This window comes from Staphylococcus equorum, assembly GCF_001747895.1.
Taxonomy (GTDB): Bacteria; Bacillota; Bacilli; order Staphylococcales; family Staphylococcaceae; genus Staphylococcus; species Staphylococcus equorum_A.
The window spans coordinates 1-15316 of record NZ_LNNB01000013.1 but is presented as its reverse complement, the minus strand read 5'-3'; the positions used below and the strand labels follow the sequence as shown (position 1 = coordinate 15316).

21 protein-coding genes are annotated in these 15316 nt (G+C 30.1%); 12 read left to right on the top strand and 9 right to left on the bottom strand.

Annotated elements, in window-relative coordinates; genetic code table 11:
• Positions 1-87 precede the first annotated feature (87 nt).
• Entirely contained in the window at positions 88-705 is a 618-nt protein-coding gene (gene cadD / locus AST02_RS07000; protein ID WP_069816821.1) for a cadmium resistance transporter CadD, read from the top strand.
• Positions 706-723: 18 nt separating this feature from the next.
• On the top strand, positions 724-1071 hold the full coding sequence (locus AST02_RS06995; RefSeq protein ID WP_069816819.1) for an ArsR/SmtB family transcription factor: 348 nt from the start codon (positions 724-726) through the stop codon (positions 1069-1071).
• Positions 1072-1584: 513 nt separating this feature from the next.
• Here AST02_RS06995 and AST02_RS06990 read toward each other — a convergent pair.
• From AST02_RS06990 to AST02_RS06980, 3 genes are read right to left on the bottom strand one after another with little or no spacing between them, the layout of a single operon-like run.
• Positions 1585-2037, bottom strand: a complete 453-nt coding sequence (locus tag AST02_RS06990; protein ID WP_141714589.1) for a DUF334 domain-containing protein — start codon at positions 2035-2037, stop codon at positions 1585-1587.
• Between the two features lie 28 nt (positions 2038-2065).
• The gene (locus AST02_RS06985; protein WP_069816816.1) at positions 2066-3055 is read right to left on the bottom strand and encodes a relaxase/mobilization nuclease domain-containing protein; all 990 of its coding nucleotides are present in this window, start codon (positions 3053-3055) and stop codon (positions 2066-2068) included.
• Positions 3037-3417, bottom strand: coding sequence for a plasmid mobilization protein (locus AST02_RS06980; RefSeq protein ID WP_069816813.1), 381 nt, complete (start codon positions 3415-3417; stop codon positions 3037-3039). The genes AST02_RS06985 and AST02_RS06980 overlap by 19 nt, the downstream gene beginning before the upstream one ends.
• Before the next feature lie 392 nt (positions 3418-3809).
• Between AST02_RS06980 and AST02_RS06975 the strand changes: the two genes are divergently transcribed.
• Positions 3810-4247, top strand: coding sequence for a plasmid mobilization protein (locus tag AST02_RS06975; RefSeq protein WP_069816811.1), 438 nt, complete (start codon positions 3810-3812; stop codon positions 4245-4247).
• Positions 4248-4273: 26 nt separating this feature from the next.
• Positions 4274-5086: a hypothetical protein gene (locus AST02_RS06970; protein ID WP_069816809.1), complete on the top strand. Its 813-nt coding sequence runs from the start codon at positions 4274-4276 to the stop codon at positions 5084-5086.
• 60 nt (positions 5087-5146) lie between these two features.
• Here the strand turns inward: AST02_RS06970 and AST02_RS06965 are convergent, their stop codons facing one another.
• Positions 5147-6487: a helix-turn-helix domain-containing protein gene (locus AST02_RS06965; RefSeq protein WP_069816807.1), complete on the bottom strand. Its 1341-nt coding sequence runs from the start codon at positions 6485-6487 to the stop codon at positions 5147-5149.
• Between the two features lie 128 nt (positions 6488-6615).
• On the opposite strand from AST02_RS06965, the gene AST02_RS06960 reads away from it, so the two are divergent.
• Complete coding sequence (locus tag AST02_RS06960; RefSeq protein WP_069816804.1) at positions 6616-7293, top strand: hypothetical protein; 678 nt, start codon at positions 6616-6618, stop codon at positions 7291-7293.
• 62 nt (positions 7294-7355) lie between these two features.
• Here the strand turns inward: AST02_RS06960 and AST02_RS06955 are convergent, their stop codons facing one another.
• The gene (locus tag AST02_RS06955) at positions 7356-7622 is read right to left on the bottom strand and encodes a Txe/YoeB family addiction module toxin (RefSeq protein ID WP_069816802.1); all 267 of its coding nucleotides are present in this window, start codon (positions 7620-7622) and stop codon (positions 7356-7358) included.
• Positions 7622-7879, bottom strand: coding sequence for a type II toxin-antitoxin system Phd/YefM family antitoxin (locus tag AST02_RS06950; RefSeq protein WP_069816800.1), 258 nt, complete (start codon positions 7877-7879; stop codon positions 7622-7624). The genes AST02_RS06955 and AST02_RS06950 overlap by 1 nt, the downstream gene beginning before the upstream one ends.
• Positions 7880-8081: 202 nt before the next feature.
• Here AST02_RS06950 and AST02_RS14095 point away from each other — a divergent pair, with 202 nt between their 5' ends.
• A complete protein-coding gene (locus tag AST02_RS14095; RefSeq protein WP_021340007.1) occupies positions 8082-8177 on the top strand; it encodes a type I toxin-antitoxin system Fst family toxin in 96 nt (31 codons plus the stop codon).
• Positions 8178-8348: 171 nt separating this feature from the next.
• Here AST02_RS14095 and AST02_RS06945 read toward each other — a convergent pair whose 3' ends face one another.
• Complete coding sequence (locus AST02_RS06945; protein ID WP_069816798.1) at positions 8349-9449, bottom strand: glycerol dehydrogenase; 1101 nt, start codon at positions 9447-9449, stop codon at positions 8349-8351.
• A 347-nt stretch (positions 9450-9796) separates the two neighbouring features.
• On the opposite strand from AST02_RS06945, the gene AST02_RS06940 reads away from it, so the two are divergent.
• On the top strand, positions 9797-10069 hold the full coding sequence (locus tag AST02_RS06940; protein WP_021340009.1) for a hypothetical protein: 273 nt from the start codon (positions 9797-9799) through the stop codon (positions 10067-10069).
• 218 nt (positions 10070-10287) lie between these two features.
• Here AST02_RS06940 and AST02_RS06935 read toward each other — a convergent pair whose 3' ends face one another.
• Entirely contained in the window at positions 10288-10839 is a 552-nt protein-coding gene (locus AST02_RS06935; RefSeq protein ID WP_069816796.1) for a recombinase family protein, read from the bottom strand.
• A gap of 346 nt (positions 10840-11185) precedes the next feature.
• Here AST02_RS06935 and AST02_RS06930 point away from each other — a divergent pair, with 346 nt between their 5' ends.
• Genes AST02_RS06930 through dmpI form a run of 4 tightly spaced genes read left to right on the top strand, consistent with a single transcriptional unit; the run spans position 11186 to position 13713 of the window.
• Positions 11186-11581, top strand: a complete 396-nt coding sequence (locus AST02_RS06930; RefSeq protein ID WP_069816794.1) for a MerR family transcriptional regulator — start codon at positions 11186-11188, stop codon at positions 11579-11581.
• 60 nt (positions 11582-11641) lie between these two features.
• Positions 11642-12388 carry an SDR family oxidoreductase gene (locus tag AST02_RS06925; protein ID WP_069816792.1) on the top strand — a complete coding sequence of 249 codons (747 nt, stop codon included), beginning with the start codon at positions 11642-11644 and terminating at the stop codon, positions 12386-12388.
• 24 nt (positions 12389-12412) lie between these two features.
• Positions 12413-13510: a low temperature requirement protein A gene (locus AST02_RS06920; protein WP_069816790.1), complete on the top strand. Its 1098-nt coding sequence runs from the start codon at positions 12413-12415 to the stop codon at positions 13508-13510.
• Positions 13511-13527: 17 nt separating this feature from the next.
• A complete protein-coding gene (gene dmpI / locus AST02_RS06915) occupies positions 13528-13713 on the top strand; it encodes a 4-oxalocrotonate tautomerase DmpI (RefSeq protein WP_069816788.1) in 186 nt (61 codons plus the stop codon).
• 117 nt (positions 13714-13830) lie between these two features.
• Here the strand turns inward: dmpI and AST02_RS06910 are convergent, their stop codons facing one another.
• Positions 13831-14433 (bottom strand): recombinase family protein, encoded by a 603-nt coding sequence (locus tag AST02_RS06910; protein WP_069816786.1) that lies wholly within the window; start codon positions 14431-14433, stop codon positions 13831-13833.
• Between the two features lie 244 nt (positions 14434-14677).
• On the opposite strand from AST02_RS06910, the gene AST02_RS06905 reads away from it, so the two are divergent.
• Positions 14678-15226, top strand: a complete 549-nt coding sequence (locus AST02_RS06905) for a GNAT family N-acetyltransferase (protein WP_069816784.1) — start codon at positions 14678-14680, stop codon at positions 15224-15226.
• Positions 15227-15316 lie beyond the last annotated feature (90 nt).

Below are 15316 nucleotides of genomic sequence, written 5' to 3'. Positions count from 1 at the left end.
CAATAAAGCAATTGGAATAAAGCATCTATGATTATTTGAAAATATAAGTTACAATACATTCAAAAATATTTTTGAATGAGGTGTATTATGATTCAAACGGTTATTACTGCTGCTGTTCTTTATATTGCTACAGCAGTTGATTTATTAGTGATTTTATTAATATTTTTTGCTAGAGCAAAGACTAGGAAAGAATATAGAGATATTTATGTTGGTCAATATTTAGGTTCTATTATTTTAATATTAGTTAGTTTGTTTTTAGCTTTTGTATTAAATTATGTTCCAGAGAAGTGGATATTAGGTTTATTGGGTTTAATACCAATTTATCTTGGGATTAAAGTGGCTATTTATGATGATTGTGAAGGAGAAAAGAGAGCTAAAAAAGAATTGAATGAAAAAGGATTGTCTAAATTAGTTGGTACGGTTGCAATCGTTACGATAGCAAGTTGTGGTGCTGATAACATTGGTTTATTTGTTCCATATTTTGTGACATTAAGTATTACTAATTTATTAATTACTTTGTTTGTCTTTTTAATTTTAATTTTCTTCTTGGTATTTACTGCACAAAAACTAGCTAACATCCCAGGGGTTGGAGAAATTGTTGAGAAGTTTAGTCGTTGGATTATGGCTGTTATTTATATAGCCTTAGGTTTATTTATTATTATTGAAAATAACACTATTCAAACAATTTGGAGATTTATATTTTAATTTAAGGTGTGATTTTATATGAGTCATGAAAATGCTTGCGATGTGATCTGTGTACATGAAGATAAAGTTAATAATGCTTTAAGTTTTTTAGAAGATGATAAATCTAAGAAATTACTTAACATTTTAGAAAAAATTTGTGATGAAAAGAAATTGAAAATCATATTATCTTTGATTAAAGAAGATGAGTTGTGTGTTTGTGATATTTCTTTGATATTGAAAATGAGTGTTGCTTCAACTTCGCATCATTTAAGACTTTTATATAAAAATGATGTACTTGATTTTTATAAAGTTGGAAAGATGGCATATTATTTTATTAAAGACGATGAAATAAGAGAGTTTTTCTCTAAAAATCAGGAGAGTTTTTGAAACGAGTGAAACGAGTTTCTTCTTGTCTTGATACTATATAGAAATAACGTTTTTTTAAAGTAATGTTAATTTTTCAATTGAATTAAAATAAATAGATACAAAAGCTATATGCTAAAATTTAGCATATAGCTTTTGTTAATTAAAAATATAATTTACTTATGACTAATAGAACAGCTAGAAAAGAGTAATATACAGCTCCTAGAATTAAGTGTTTTCTATCAATTTTTAACTTCTTATCGCTTTTACCAGTTCTTCTTTTTTGAAATCTTCCTACGGATAGTTGGAAGTATATACAAAGAGGAACAAAAATAATAACAAATAGAAAACTGTATAAGAATTGCAAAAAAATGTTCCTTTCTCTGATTAGAATTTTATTCTGACTTACTTGTTTTAAAACATAGCATTACTTTGTTTATTTAAATAAATTAAAGGTATTAATATAATAGGACCTCAATGTAACTATTTGTTTCACACTTGCTACTGTTAGCATTAATTGCTAACAGTAGTTTTTATTTAATTCTCGAATAATTTTAAAAGCCATAAACAACCCAACAAAATTAAAACAAAGAGTATATAAGGGACGATATAAGCGATATACCATAAGTAGCCCCATGCAGACTGTGTATGTGTAATCGTATGATGCAAAGTACTGTACATGCTATCAATACCCAAAACGTGTCCAATCGGACCGGTCACAATGGAAACTAAGGCCATCAATAAAATAACGAAGTATAAAGCACCGATACCATGCGTCATACTTTTGATACTCGATTTAAAAGTGCTATTCAACTTTTGATTTTCTTTTAAACTGTTATTCAATGCTTCATGCTGTTCTCGGTTGGCCATTCGAATCCCTTTGAGATCCTCATACATCCCATCTTTTTCTTGTCTAAATGCCTTTGCGAGATCCTCAGTCATATGCTTTGTATCAATTTTTGATAACATTTGATTGGAAATTTTAATCACTTTGGTTTCTGTTTTATCTAGGTAGTTTTTAAAGTTCGAGGTCGAAGCCTTTAGTTCGCTTACTAATTTTTGGTTCTGATTCGATCTGCTTTGCTCTCGCTGCTCGAGCTCGATCATCCTGTTCCCGAGCTTCGCGTTCTGCTCTTTCAGCTCGTTCACGACGTTTTCGTTCATTGCGTTGGGCTTCAGTTGATTGTTCGAAATCTGCCCAATTAAGTTCTGTTCTAGGTTGTCTATGCGTTGATTGATCTTTTGGAGTTCGTTCAGGAGCTGTTCGTTCTGATTCGTATTTGGTGTGTCTGCGTTGTTTCTCGGATTCAAAGCCATCAATAATCGCTCCTTTATCATAAATATCGCCTAACTTGCTGCCTCTTACTTTTTTATTTGCCTCAATGTGTCTGTAAGTGATGGTTTTATCGGTCACACGTTCAACAGATATCCCTTTTGGAAGTAATTGTTCTTTGAAACTGTCTATATCTGTTGCCTGTGTTTCATCAATGGCCATTCGGACTTCGTTTTTCCAAGATTTTTTTCCTTTATCAATCAGGTTTTGTTCAGCTTGTGTATAGCGTAATTCTGATGTCGGTTCTGGAATGGATAAACCATGGTTTAAACAAACTTCATCGTTCGCTTTACGTAGGTCACGTAAAGCTTGTTTATCGTTATTAAATTTCTTACCTGTTTCTAAATTCACGGCATTGATAACGATATGATTGTGAATATGGTCCGTATCACTATGTGTGTAGATGGCCACTTGATGCTCGGGTGCCATTTTTTCGGCTAATTCTAAACCGAGTACATTACATTGTTCCGGTGTGACTTCACCTGGTTTGAATGACTGAATAATCACATGGCCTTGGTTGCCATCTGTTTTACCGTAAACTTCTCGAGAAGCTTTAAAGGCACTTTTTGCGTATTCGACATCACAATTTAAACCACTTTTTTCTTCCGCACGTTTTTCGGCATAGTTAATGGCCCGTGACGTTGATTTGGTAGAACTTATTTTAGTTGTTGCCATATGTGATTCAACTCCTTACGCATGATGGCGATATCTTGCTGCATCAATTCCAAATTTGCGCGTTCGCCATACGTATTTAAAGCTTTAGCGATTTGGTTTAAGTTGCTGCCCAACTTACCCATATCTTTGGCCATCGATTGGCGCGTGACTTTGTCTAATTTGGGCGCCACTAATCGAGCCCCTTGTGCCTTGTTTTTAACAAACGAAGGCACACTCATATTCAAAGTTTCAGCCGATGCCTGTAACTTTGAATATTCGGATTCGCTCACACGAAAACTAATTTGTTTCGGTTCCTTGCGGTCGGGGGTTTGGTTTTTCCCGACAGCTTCGTTTCCGTCAGTCATTGTTTTACGTTCGCTCATAATCCCACCTCGCTTTCTAACGAAAGACACGTTGCTCCGTTGATTGTATTATAACATAATACAATCTTCCTCACATCTTTGTAGAGGTTTGGCAAGCAATGGGAATGCTAGCCACTTTGTGCCTAGATACCCTGCTTGTTGGTGGATAAATCCCCCAAGCCCCCTAAGATTTTTTCTGCGAAAAAATAGCAAATACTACTAAGTATTTGCTTAGTCCATACGCTCAAAAATGTGAGCGTAAAAGTGAGTAATTACTAATTTTATAAATGGTATTTATATTTAGTAATTACTCATCAAATATCCCCTTATATGTTAAAATATTAACTAAGTAATCACTCAATCAAATAGCATCTATTTTTTTGAGTATTTATTTAGTTATGGAGGGGATATAAATGCCAGATCAAAATCATAAAAAAGCGAAAACAATCAATATTAATTTAACCGAATCAGAGTATGAAAAAGTGAAGCAACTTGCGGAAATTAGAGACCTCAATCCGACCGCATATACACGACTGACTGCATTAGGTAATCGAATTAAACCTACGGTTGTTTATCCTGCAGATGAGCGCATTAATGAACTTGAAAAAGAAAATCAAGAACTCAAAATGAAACTCATGGCAGGGCATGGTGAATATGAAGTTACAAGAGAAGATTTCGATAACTTAGAAGAGCAATATTATCATTATGCAGGTTATGTGAATACATTTAAAGACTTCTTACAGTATGTACAAAACGATGCGGAATATATCAATTTAAATGGTTATAAAAATGATGAAAAATTAAAATCAGATATTAGAGATGCAATTTATAATATTTTTAAACAAGATTGAGAAATAAAACATGAGAGGAGTTAATTATGAATTGGGATTATGTATTAGATATTGGAGCGAAAGGGATTTTAACCACTATTGTAGCAGGAGTAATATTGAAATTTATCCAAAGAGTATATGATAAATTAAAAAAGGATAGAAACTCAGATGTTTTCGAAGAAGCAACAACACTTTTTATTAGTTCGCTCATGATTTATTTGATTATCGGTTTAATGAATAGTGGTTTACTTTATTTGATTTATGAATACTATAAAACAAATGAAGGAGTAGTTAATATAACTGCCATTACACTAATTTTAATCAATACAATAACTATATGTATTCCATTTCTTTATTTTGAAAATTTAACATTATTACGAAATAAATTTTATCTTATAAAAAGAGAAAAAGAACCTCGCTATGAGCTACTGATAAAAGGGTATGATATCGTAAACTCACAAGGTTTTGAAATTAATAATAAAATACCTCTTTTGTCTAAAATTAATATTGAAAATTGGGGTGATTATAGAAAGGATTGTAAGAGGTATTATGATAAGCAAATAAGAGGATACCTTTATGAAATTATTTATATACATAATCATCCTATAAAGCGTTTTGTGAAAATCGTACCTAAATTATGGACCATATCCGTTCTTAGCGTGCCAATAATATATATTTTAGCAATAATATTGTTAGTAATATTTGGGAATAGCTTAATACTAGTATGGATTATTATGATAACTTTAATGATACTGTATATTGCTAACTTTATTATACTTGTTCATGTGTCTACTTATATAAGTAAGCAAAATAAAATAGATCAATACATAGGATATTACAAAGCTAATAATTTAGCATAAAACACAAAATCTCTTGTGCATGGATACAAGAGATTTTGTGTTAAATATTCTTTATAATCATTAGAGTAATTCTATGGATTTGTTTTCTTTTATGATTTGCCTGAAATTAGTTGAATGTTCTTTCTTTACTCTATGGAGAACTAGTTGTGTTAATAGTCTTATAGGGCTTTCTGGATATAAATCTTCACCTAAATAAATATCGATTTCTTCTTCAGTGTACATTAAGGCATTCGTCTTTAATGTTTCTCCATCTAATTGATAGAATAATAATTCTCTTAATTTATTGAATTCATACCATTTATAAAGAAAATCACCCATTGTAGAGAATGCTTTTTTAGCTCCTATTTCTTTTGTTAGTTTATGTTCAAGATGTTGATAAATGTTTCTATAACGAGATTTTGGTAGTAACAAGCTGCTTTTTCTTTCAGAGAAAAAGTAATTACTTCTAAAATCATTTAAATCGTAAGTGTTTGATAAGGCAAGTAGTTTCTCTGATATAGCCCTTGAATTAACGTCATTTACAGTTTCTAATGAATTTGAGGATAATAAATCGAGTTTAATTTCTAACATATTACATATTTTTAATAAATCTTCTGCTTTAGGAGATTTTTTATTATCTTCCCAAGACAATAATAATTCGGGTGAAATATTTAATTCTTCATTGATAGTTGTATAATCTATATTTTGAGTTTGTCTATAGGAGATTAATTTCTTTAATCCTTCAATATTATCATCCATAAAGTAGGGATGAGCATCTTCATAGAACTCTTTAATTTTAGATAAAGCTAATTCTATTTTTTTATATAAATCCAAGAAATTTATTGGTTCTCTTTTATCTGTAATACTCGTATGTCCTGCACTATCATAACTTATACGAAAAGGAAATGGATTGTTTTGCTTATTAAATGAAGCAAACATATCTAATTTCTCTAACAATTTATCTGCTCTATGGATTACTATATCGTTAGATTCATCTTGGTGATCTCGTTTGGCATAGTCATAGTATTCTTGCAAAATTATGTCGTATTTTGGTAAAGATATCCAATCTCTCTTTCCAACAATATCATGATTATGTACAAGGTCAGAAAAATTCTTAGTTGTTTTTAAGGAAATAGATCCCTCATCGAAATATTTTTTTATATAATATGCAATATCATCTAGCTCATCATTATTATATAGGTTCCATCCTTTATTTAGAAACTCTGATATTGTTAATCCAAAGAAATAGGATACTTCATCTAATGTATTGAAATCCCAGTCTATGTCTTTTTCTTCAAGTTTAGTAATGAACTTTTTAGAATAATTACTTTTGTTAAATGTTCTATTGAGTTTTTTTGCTAACTTATTTTTAGTTAATTTACGATTTTTTCGTTCATATGCTAATTTTGTTGATATATTCATGTGAAGCCCCCTAAGTTTGTTGTAATATATAATTATAATTAAATTGTATATTTATATCTTTGAGATTGAAAGTAAAACGAAGTAGTGAAATTTATAATGATATATAGTATATAGAAAAGGGGGATATCATGGAAGTTAACGAAAGATTTGAAGATATGGTAAGGAATTTAGATGAATATTATAGTAGTAAAATGAATATGGAAAATTTATCTATAGATAATTTATCAGATATTGATTTGTTGAATCTGAATGAGAGTGATTTATCGGAGAATCTTATGAAAGCTTTGGCAACGGTTGACTTATTTACATCTTTAAAGGATTTTAGTAAGAAACAACTAGCTATATACGAAAAAGTGTTAACTGATGTTTATCATATTGTTGAAATGGTTGATTTAAATGATACAGAACAAAAGAAAGTATTAAGTTTTCAAAAAGAATTATTAATTCGAAGAAGGAAAATAAAAGAATTGAATAATGTTTTTGATTTAGTTCCTAAACGTCCTGGGGATACCCAAGAAAGATTAAATAAACTAAGTGTGATTGGAGATCGAAAAGAACACTTACAATATTCATTGCGTAGTAAAAATGTATTTGGTGGCGTTTCAGAAAGTGCTAAAAAACTGGGCATTTATAAAGGTGGATTTATTGAATCACAACGTATAAAAATGTCTCAAACAAATGAAGATAATATTAGAAAACTATATACTCAACTAATAGAATCGATAGTAGAAGATAATAAAGAAGAATATAGTAATCAAAGCGTAAGAACGAAAATATTAAAATTCATTAATAAAAGTAAAAAATAGCATGATTTTAGTTCATAAAAACATGCTATTTTAATATTAACTCATGATGAAAGTATTTTGACTTACTCGTAATGAGACCATGCTGAGGTGATTAAAACTTCTTTACTATCTTCATCAACTGTATAAACCACCCTGTGTTGATGGTTTATTCTTCTAGAATAACGTCCCAAATGTTTGGGTTGTAACTTTTCAAAAGACTGATTTGGAAAATAGGGGTCTTCCTTTAACGTTTCTACAATCTTTAAAAATTGAGTTTTAAGCTGTGATTGTTTGATTTTCTTTAAATCTGATTTTGCTGAGTTTTTAATAGAAACATTGTAATTGCCCATTAGATATTATCCCAATCTAGGTCATCAATATCAGTAAAACCACTACTGTCATTTTCACGTTCTCTAACTTTATCCATAGTTCCTGTTGATTCAAGATACAATGTTTCTTGAATGCTATTCCAGTCTTTTTGTCCTATAATTACTGCATTATTTTCGCTTTTAGAGCCACTTATAATAACGGGTTCGTGACTATCATTAACTTGTTTAAGTAATTCATAAAATTCTTTTCTCGCATTAGTAGGCGTTTTAATATTCATTTTTCATCACTACCTTTCTTTATCTCACATTATAACGTACTTAAAAGCGTACGTAAAGCTATAAGGTATGATGGTTTATAAATTTGATTTTTTACATAATTCAACTTATCGGAAGTGCATATGCTTGCAGATTAACAGATGGTATAATAGGGAAGTCGTCGTTCTACTTCTGTGCTGGTTTAGCATGGAAGGAGGTGACACCATGTTCAGCATCATATTTGTATCTATAGTAGCTCCTATTATAGTGGGGGTTATAATCACGTTGTTTTCATATTGGTTGAATAATCGTGATAAATAATTAAGCGACGACATAGTAATAACACCAAAAAGAGCCCGATAACTATTCCAGTAGTTATCGGGCTCGGTGTTTACCATGTTCAACACATATTTGTTATCTAAATTATAACATCATAGTGGAGAGAAATGCAAAATAAGAATAAATATATACGTAGTCTAAATAAAGAGCAATTTACTTAGCTTTGCCTCCACTTAATTCATTCACTGCTAGTATAGCTTGCGCTACGTCTTCAGCAGTGAATTCGTCACTTAAATTAGAGAAAGTGTCATTAGGATCTTTTGCTAATTCTCCCACTTTTACTAAATCCTCAAAAGAAACGTCGTGTAAATGCATATTATTTAAATTTGTTGGCATTTCTAAGAATTTATAAAAATCAATATATTTTTTAATTTCTTCATAAGGTCTATTTTCTAAAACCATTTGAACGAGAGTCCCATACGCCACTTTTTCGCCGTGTCCAAGTTTATGGATATCTCCTGATAAAGCTGTAAACCCATTGTGTATTGCATGGGCTGCAGCAAGTCCACCGTTTTCAAAACCAAGTCCTGAGAGTAAAGTGTTTGCTTCGATAATAGACTCCACTTGAGGTGTTACAATACCTTGTGTTGCAGAAAAATAGGCGCTTTTACCGTATTTAAATATTGTTTCTTCTGCTTTTTCAGCAATGGCTAAAGAAGCTAATGTTGGTTTTCCATCCACCATAGTTTTCCCTCTACGGTTTAAAGTTGCTTTAACTTCTACTAAAGTAGCTAAAGCATCGCTCATGCCCGCCGCAAACAATTTGACTGGTGCTTGGACTATAATTTGTGAATCTGCTAATACTACATTTGGGTTTTTATAGTAAAATCTGTAACCCGTAAAAACACCTTCATCTGAATAGATAACTGACAAAGCACTCGTAGGCGCATCTGTAGAAGCAGTTGTTGGGACAATAATAACAGGGGAATTAAGATCATCAGAAATTGCTTTTGCTGTATCTAATGTCTTTCCTCCTCCAACGCCAACAATCACATTTATGTTATTTTCTTTGGCTATTTGGCTAAGTCTTGCTATTTCATTTTCAGAGGCTTCCCCATTAAATTCTTCGTATTTGTAACTAATCTCGTTAGATTCAAAACTCTCATTTATGTCTTTATTTGTTAGTGACCAAACTAAACTATCTGAAATAATCAAGGGTGTATCACCTAATTTATTAACTTCATTGGCTAAACTTTTTATTTCTCCTTTTCCTTGTATATATCTACTTGGCGATTGAAAAACGTATCTTGACATAAAAAACCCTCCTTATTATTTGATATACACTTATTTTATCCCCTGTATTCGTATGTATAAATCATAAATCTTTGTAAATGTGAAAGTTTATACGTAAAACAATTACTTATTCGAATGATTTAACTTCTTTTTTTGAGCAAGACGTATTCAGGGTGTGGGTCATTTTTTTATTATTTAAATTGGAAAATAAACTTTTGTTTAAGTCAAAATTTTAATTTTACGTGTTTAACATACTTCTTTTGAGGTTATTTGAGTTTGTAAGTAGGATATTTATTATGTTTTTCTATCAAGTTAGGAGTTACTTAATATTAACGCAGTTTGAAATATTACATTACTGGAGGGGTTTTATGGATTTTATCATTACAATAGTAATAGGTGTAATCGTTGGCGTGGTATTTTCAATCTGGTTAACTAACAATAAAATTACTAATCTTATTATTAGTTTGATTTCAGCAGTAATTGGTGCATTCATTGGTCTAACAATGTTAAATTCTTCAGGCAATGCATTATCAAATTCGGCAGGCATGTTCTTTATAATTCCGACACTTGTTGGTTCTGTTTGTCTGACTTTACTTGTTTTATTTATTATCAAAACGAGCAAAGATATAGCAACAAATTAAAATAGTTTATATTGCTACAGTATATGTGAGATTGTACTAATTTTTAATAATGTAATAAATAATAAGACGACATAGTAAATACACCAAAAAAAGCCCGATGACTACTGACATAGTTATCGGGCTCGGTGTTTATCTTATAGACACTCTACTTATTAATTATATTATAAAACCATAAGGTATAGGAATGCAAAAGACTAATTTGATAAAATCTATGATATTTATATTTCTTTAATAACCCTGTAAACAGTCGATCTACTTACTCTAGTTTGTTCAGCAATTTCTTCACCTGTAAGCTTCTGTTCATCATATAAGAATTTAATTTCCCTTTTCCTGTGATCTGGTAAAGATGGTCGTCCACCTTTTCTACCTCTTGCTCTTGCAGCTTCTAATCCTTTTTTAGTACGTTCACTTAGTAAATTAGCTTCGAGTTCAGCGAATGCACTCATCATGGTAAAGAACATCTTGCCCATCGCATCTTTTGTTGATACATTCATATCTATAATATGTAAATCAATGCTGTTTTCATCCAACCACTGAGATAACTCAATTAATTGTTTCGTTGTACGTCCAAGACGATCTAGTTTATAGATAACTAGAATGTCTCCTTCTCGTAAATAATCCAAACACTTATCAAGTTCCGTTCTTTTCGTTTTGCGACCACTCGCTTTCTCGCTAAAGATACGTTCGCAACCATATTCCTCAAGTGTATCAATCTGTCCATCAAGACTTTGATCTTGTGTTGATACACGTGCATAACCAATTTTAGCCATTTGAATACCACCTCTTTTAATCGTTTTATGGGTACTTATTAACGAAATCTAATTCTCGATGCAAATAAACGCGTCTCTCATCGTCTAAAAACTCATGAGTTTTGATATTTATGATACATAGATTATAACACAAGTTTATAGATTTAAATATCCAAGAAAAACCTCTTAATATTAAGTTAAGAGGTTTTGTGTCAAAAACGAAAAATTTAAAGATATATATAATTTGTTTCTCTTTACCTTCTATTATCTTTAATCCTTTTTTCACTGTTGAGACTAACGTTTGAATTCAAAAATTATTATAGTTTTTGAATTTTTGTTAAAGTAACTTTATAGGAGATGATGATTCATGTACTACGCTCAAGATGTAAAGAAAATAGTTGGTATTAATAGTTCAGCAATGAGATATTATGAAAAAGAAGGGATATTACCTATTGTTAAAAGGGATAATAATGGGAGTCGTACGTATACAGATGAAAATATAGAATGGTTGAAATTCATTAAATTATTAAGAGCAACAGATATGGGGATTGAGGATATAAAGTATTATGTTTATTTATTTAATCAAGGGCATTCTACGATAGAAAAAAGACGTGAAATTTTAAGTGAACATAAAGAAAGCATAAAAAATGAAATTATAAGCAAGTTAGATTGTCTAGATCAGATTAACTATAAATTAGGTGTTTATGATGAAAAATCTCGTGATGTTAATACAAATAATATAAACAGCGATTGTCTTATTTGACATAAAGTACACTTCAAGGTTTAACATTAATTATATATTTAATTAATGGAGGCATATAATATGAATAATATAAAAGACAAAGTTATCCTTATAACAGGAGCATCAAGTGGTATAGGGAAAGCAACAGCAACATCATTAGCACAACAAGGTGCAAAGTTAGTGTTAGCAGCAAGAAACGATGAAAAATTAAAGGAGATTTCAGAGGAATTATCACAAGACAACAATATAGTTAAATATAAACAAACAGATGTGACAAATATTCAAGACGTAAATGAATTAGCACAGTTTGCTATCGATAATTTTGGAAAGATAGATGTTTTAATTAATAACGCAGGAGTTATGCCGTTATCTTTAATGCATAATAAGAAGATAGATGAATGGAACTCAATGATTGATGTGAATATTAAGGGTGTTTTAAATGGTATTTATTCTGTTATTACTGAAATGAGAAACCAAAATTCTGGTCATATAATAAATATATCTTCTGTAGCTGGACATTTAGTTACTCCTGGTAGCGCTGTCTATAGCGGAACAAAATTTGCTGTAAGAGCAATTACAGAGGGCTTACGCATGGAAGAATCGTCTCAAAATAGTAATATTAGAGCAACTATTATTTGTCCTGGTGCTACTAATACTAATTTAACTCAAACAATTACTGATTCGGATGTAGAAGGTAATGTATCTTCTGTGTATGAAACAACAATAGAACCTAAAGATATGGCTAGAGCTATAACATTTGCAATAAATGAGCCCTCTAACGTCGCTGTTAACGAACTTATCATTAGACCTACAAATCAAGAATGGTAAATAAAATATCATTAGGAGTGCGACATGAATAAAAAAGAAGTTAGTATGTCAGAATTATTTTTCGATTTGATTTTTGTTTCAATACTTTCTCAAGTTAATCAAGCTACTGCACACATGACGGATGGTATTTTATCGGCTGAAAATTTACTCAAAAATTTTATGCTTTTCCTTATCTTTGTAGCTATATGGGTATATAGAACATTATTAGTTAATAGGTTTTTTAATAAAAAATGGTATCAATATGCGTTTGTATTTATTGATATGTTTTTAATAATATTACTTTCAAGGGCTATTGATTCAGACTTTCAATCAACTTTCACGCCTGGCGTTCTAATAACAACATTACTTTTTTTAAGTATTGCTACGCAATATATATTGAACTACATTCTTAATAAAGAAAGGTTTGATATAAGACTCATTCTACCGTATGTATTAAGTCTTATATTAGCATCTTTAATTTCAATTTTTTCTTTATTCATTAATGGTAACTCAAATGTTTTAGTATTTTTGATCGCTGTAACAATAGCTTCTATAGTACCTTTGTTCTTTCAAAAACAGGCAAAAAAACACCCTGTTTATTTTGATCATTTGAGTGAACGGTTAAGTCTATTTGTAATATTGATGTTTGGGGAAGGGTTAATATTCATTGCAAGTGATATAAGTGTATTTTCATTAAATCCAGTATATATAATAATGTTTATGTTGTTAGTATCCTTATTTATTTTATATACCTTACATTATAAATACACAGAAAAAGCAAAAGCAAAAAGAACAGGTTTTTTCACTTTATATATACATTTATTCATTCTATATTTTATAGATATAATGTTTTTAGTTATTAATGAAGAAATGCAGCATGATCATTTTTCTTCATTTAATTATCATTACTTGTATATTACTGCTTTCACAATGTATTTAATACTATTGCTTGCTAATACTAAGCATTATAGTAGTATTTTAAGTTCTTCCAAGGTTAAAATGAATATTATTGTAATAGTTATATGTGTTGTCTTATCATCTATATTAAATAGTTTTGTTTTAATTAATATAGTTTTCATATTAACTATTTTAACAATTATCTTTATAAATTATAAAAATAAAATAAAAAAAGAATTTATTTAGAAAAGAGGTTGCTTATTATGCCAATTTTAAAATTAGAAACACTAGATTTAACAAAAGATCAGAAAAAACAACTAGTTGAGGAATTAACAGAAACTGCTTCACGTATTACTGGAATCCCCCAAGAAGGATATTATGTGATTTTAAAAGAAAACAGTCTAGATAACGTGGGTTCTGGAGGCAAGTTGTTAAGTGAAAGAACGTAATAGTTACTTTCTTTTTCTCATTATTTAAAAATATAGATAAAAAAACAAACCAATAATATGTCTCATAGATATATCATTTCAAAAAACTTATATAGAATTAAAAAGGACCAAGTATAATTATACTTGGTCCTTTTTAATTCTGTAAACTGTCTGTCTTGTAATGTTAACTTCTTTAGCAATTTTACTAATCGAAACGCCTTGCTCCAGCATTTCTACAACGCGATGATACACTAAACGTTTTTGAGGGTCTTTTGCATTTGGTGAATAAAGTACAGGTCTACCTTTATAGACGCCTTTTTCTTTAGCTACTTTTATACCTTGTGCTTGTCGACGCTTACTTTCATTTCTTTCTTGCTCTGAAATCATTGCTAAAATTTGAATGATTAAATCCTTCATGAACTTATCTAATAATGGATTCCCAATTGCTTCATTCATCATGGGCAAGCTTGTAATCATTAATTGGACTTCTTTTTCTTTTAAATAGTTAACCGTTTGAATAATTTCATCATAATTTCTACCTAATCGGTCGATGGATTCTACAACTAAACGATCTCCCATGCGTACAAAATTTAATACTTCTTGAAAAATTGGTCTATTTTCAATCGATTTTCCCGATTGTTTTTCTGTGAATATTCTTCCAGCACCAAATGCTTCTAAATTTTCAATTTGCCTATCTAAATTCTGATCAATGGTTGAAACTCGTGCATAACCAACTATCAAATTTACCCACCCTTTCTCATACACCCTAATCATACAATTCGAAACTGCATTTTACAAGCCCATTTAAGTGTTTGGTTAGGGTAGGCTCTAAATAGGCAAAAAATACCCTCTTAAGAAGTTAAGGGGTGTTTTCTTTAAAAAAACGTTTTAAGTTTTGGGAGTGATAGAATTTATTATATATAATTAATTCAGTAAAAAGTATATACTATCAATAAATTCTGAACAATGTAGGAGTTGATTAAAGTTGGAAAACACAAATAAGAAGACACTTCTAGAAGAACTAAATGAAGATGATTTAAACGATTATTATTATTGGAAATATTTAGATCCATTACAAAAATCTAAGGAATGGAACGGTCCATATATCGAAGAAGAGTATTTTACATTTACTGAATTCGAAAAGAAATATAGAGAAAGTAAATATCTTTATAAAAATACATTATCAACTTTAGCAATAAAATATGAAGATGATTTTTTAGGTGTTGTCACATCATATTGGAAAGATAAGAAATCCAGATGGTTAGAATGTGGCATTGTTATATATAAAAATAATAAATGGGAAAAGGGATTAGGTTCTCAAGTATTCAAAGAATGGATTAGTTATCTATTTAAAGAAACTGATGCTAATAGAATAGGTATTTCAACATGGTCTGGCAATATTAGAATGATGAAAGTAGCAAATAAAACTGGAATGATAGAAGAGGCACGTATACGTAAAGGGCGCGTAGTTGAAGGTGAATTCTATGATGCCATACAGATGGGGATTTTAAGAGAAGAGTGGCTATTTTTTTAATATTCTTCTCTCTAAAATAAATAACACTCTAAGTATATGTAATAAAAGAGACTTCCTTTCAAAAGGAAGTCTCTTAATCGTTTCAAAATC

What these genes read in the sequence shown, in the direction of transcription:
- AST02_RS06985 (WP_069816816.1), bottom strand. Translation starts at nt 3,055, where the DNA reads ATGGCAACAACTAAAATAAGTTCTACCAAATCAACGTCACGGGCCATT.
- AST02_RS06970 (WP_069816809.1), top strand. Translation starts at nt 4,274, where the DNA reads ATGAATTGGGATTATGTATTAGATATTGGAGCGAAAGGGATTTTAACC.
- AST02_RS06930 (WP_069816794.1), top strand. Translation starts at nt 11,186, where the DNA reads ATGTACTACGCTCAAGATGTAAAGAAAATAGTTGGTATTAATAGTTCA.
- AST02_RS06960 (WP_069816804.1), top strand. Translation starts at nt 6,616, where the DNA reads ATGGAAGTTAACGAAAGATTTGAAGATATGGTAAGGAATTTAGATGAA.
- AST02_RS06965 (WP_069816807.1), bottom strand. Translation starts at nt 6,487, where the DNA reads ATGAATATATCAACAAAATTAGCATATGAACGAAAAAATCGTAAATTA.
- AST02_RS14095 (WP_021340007.1), top strand. Translation starts at nt 8,082, where the DNA reads ATGTTCAGCATCATATTTGTATCTATAGTAGCTCCTATTATAGTGGGG.
- AST02_RS06925 (WP_069816792.1), top strand. Translation starts at nt 11,642, where the DNA reads ATGAATAATATAAAAGACAAAGTTATCCTTATAACAGGAGCATCAAGT.
- cadD (WP_069816821.1), top strand. Translation starts at nt 88, where the DNA reads ATGATTCAAACGGTTATTACTGCTGCTGTTCTTTATATTGCTACAGCA.
- AST02_RS06935 (WP_069816796.1), bottom strand. Translation starts at nt 10,839, where the DNA reads ATGGCTAAAATTGGTTATGCACGTGTATCAACACAAGATCAAAGTCTT.
- AST02_RS06995 (WP_069816819.1), top strand. Translation starts at nt 724, where the DNA reads ATGAGTCATGAAAATGCTTGCGATGTGATCTGTGTACATGAAGATAAA.
- AST02_RS06955 (WP_069816802.1), bottom strand. Translation starts at nt 7,622, where the DNA reads ATGGGCAATTACAATGTTTCTATTAAAAACTCAGCAAAATCAGATTTA.
- AST02_RS06920 (WP_069816790.1), top strand. Translation starts at nt 12,413, where the DNA reads ATGAATAAAAAAGAAGTTAGTATGTCAGAATTATTTTTCGATTTGATT.
- AST02_RS06940 (WP_021340009.1), top strand. Translation starts at nt 9,797, where the DNA reads ATGGATTTTATCATTACAATAGTAATAGGTGTAATCGTTGGCGTGGTA.
- AST02_RS06975 (WP_069816811.1), top strand. Translation starts at nt 3,810, where the DNA reads ATGCCAGATCAAAATCATAAAAAAGCGAAAACAATCAATATTAATTTA.
- AST02_RS06980 (WP_069816813.1), bottom strand. Translation starts at nt 3,417, where the DNA reads ATGAGCGAACGTAAAACAATGACTGACGGAAACGAAGCTGTCGGGAAA.
- dmpI (WP_069816788.1), top strand. Translation starts at nt 13,528, where the DNA reads ATGCCAATTTTAAAATTAGAAACACTAGATTTAACAAAAGATCAGAAA.
- AST02_RS06945 (WP_069816798.1), bottom strand. Translation starts at nt 9,449, where the DNA reads ATGTCAAGATACGTTTTTCAATCGCCAAGTAGATATATACAAGGAAAA.
- AST02_RS06950 (WP_069816800.1), bottom strand. Translation starts at nt 7,879, where the DNA reads ATGAATATTAAAACGCCTACTAATGCGAGAAAAGAATTTTATGAATTA.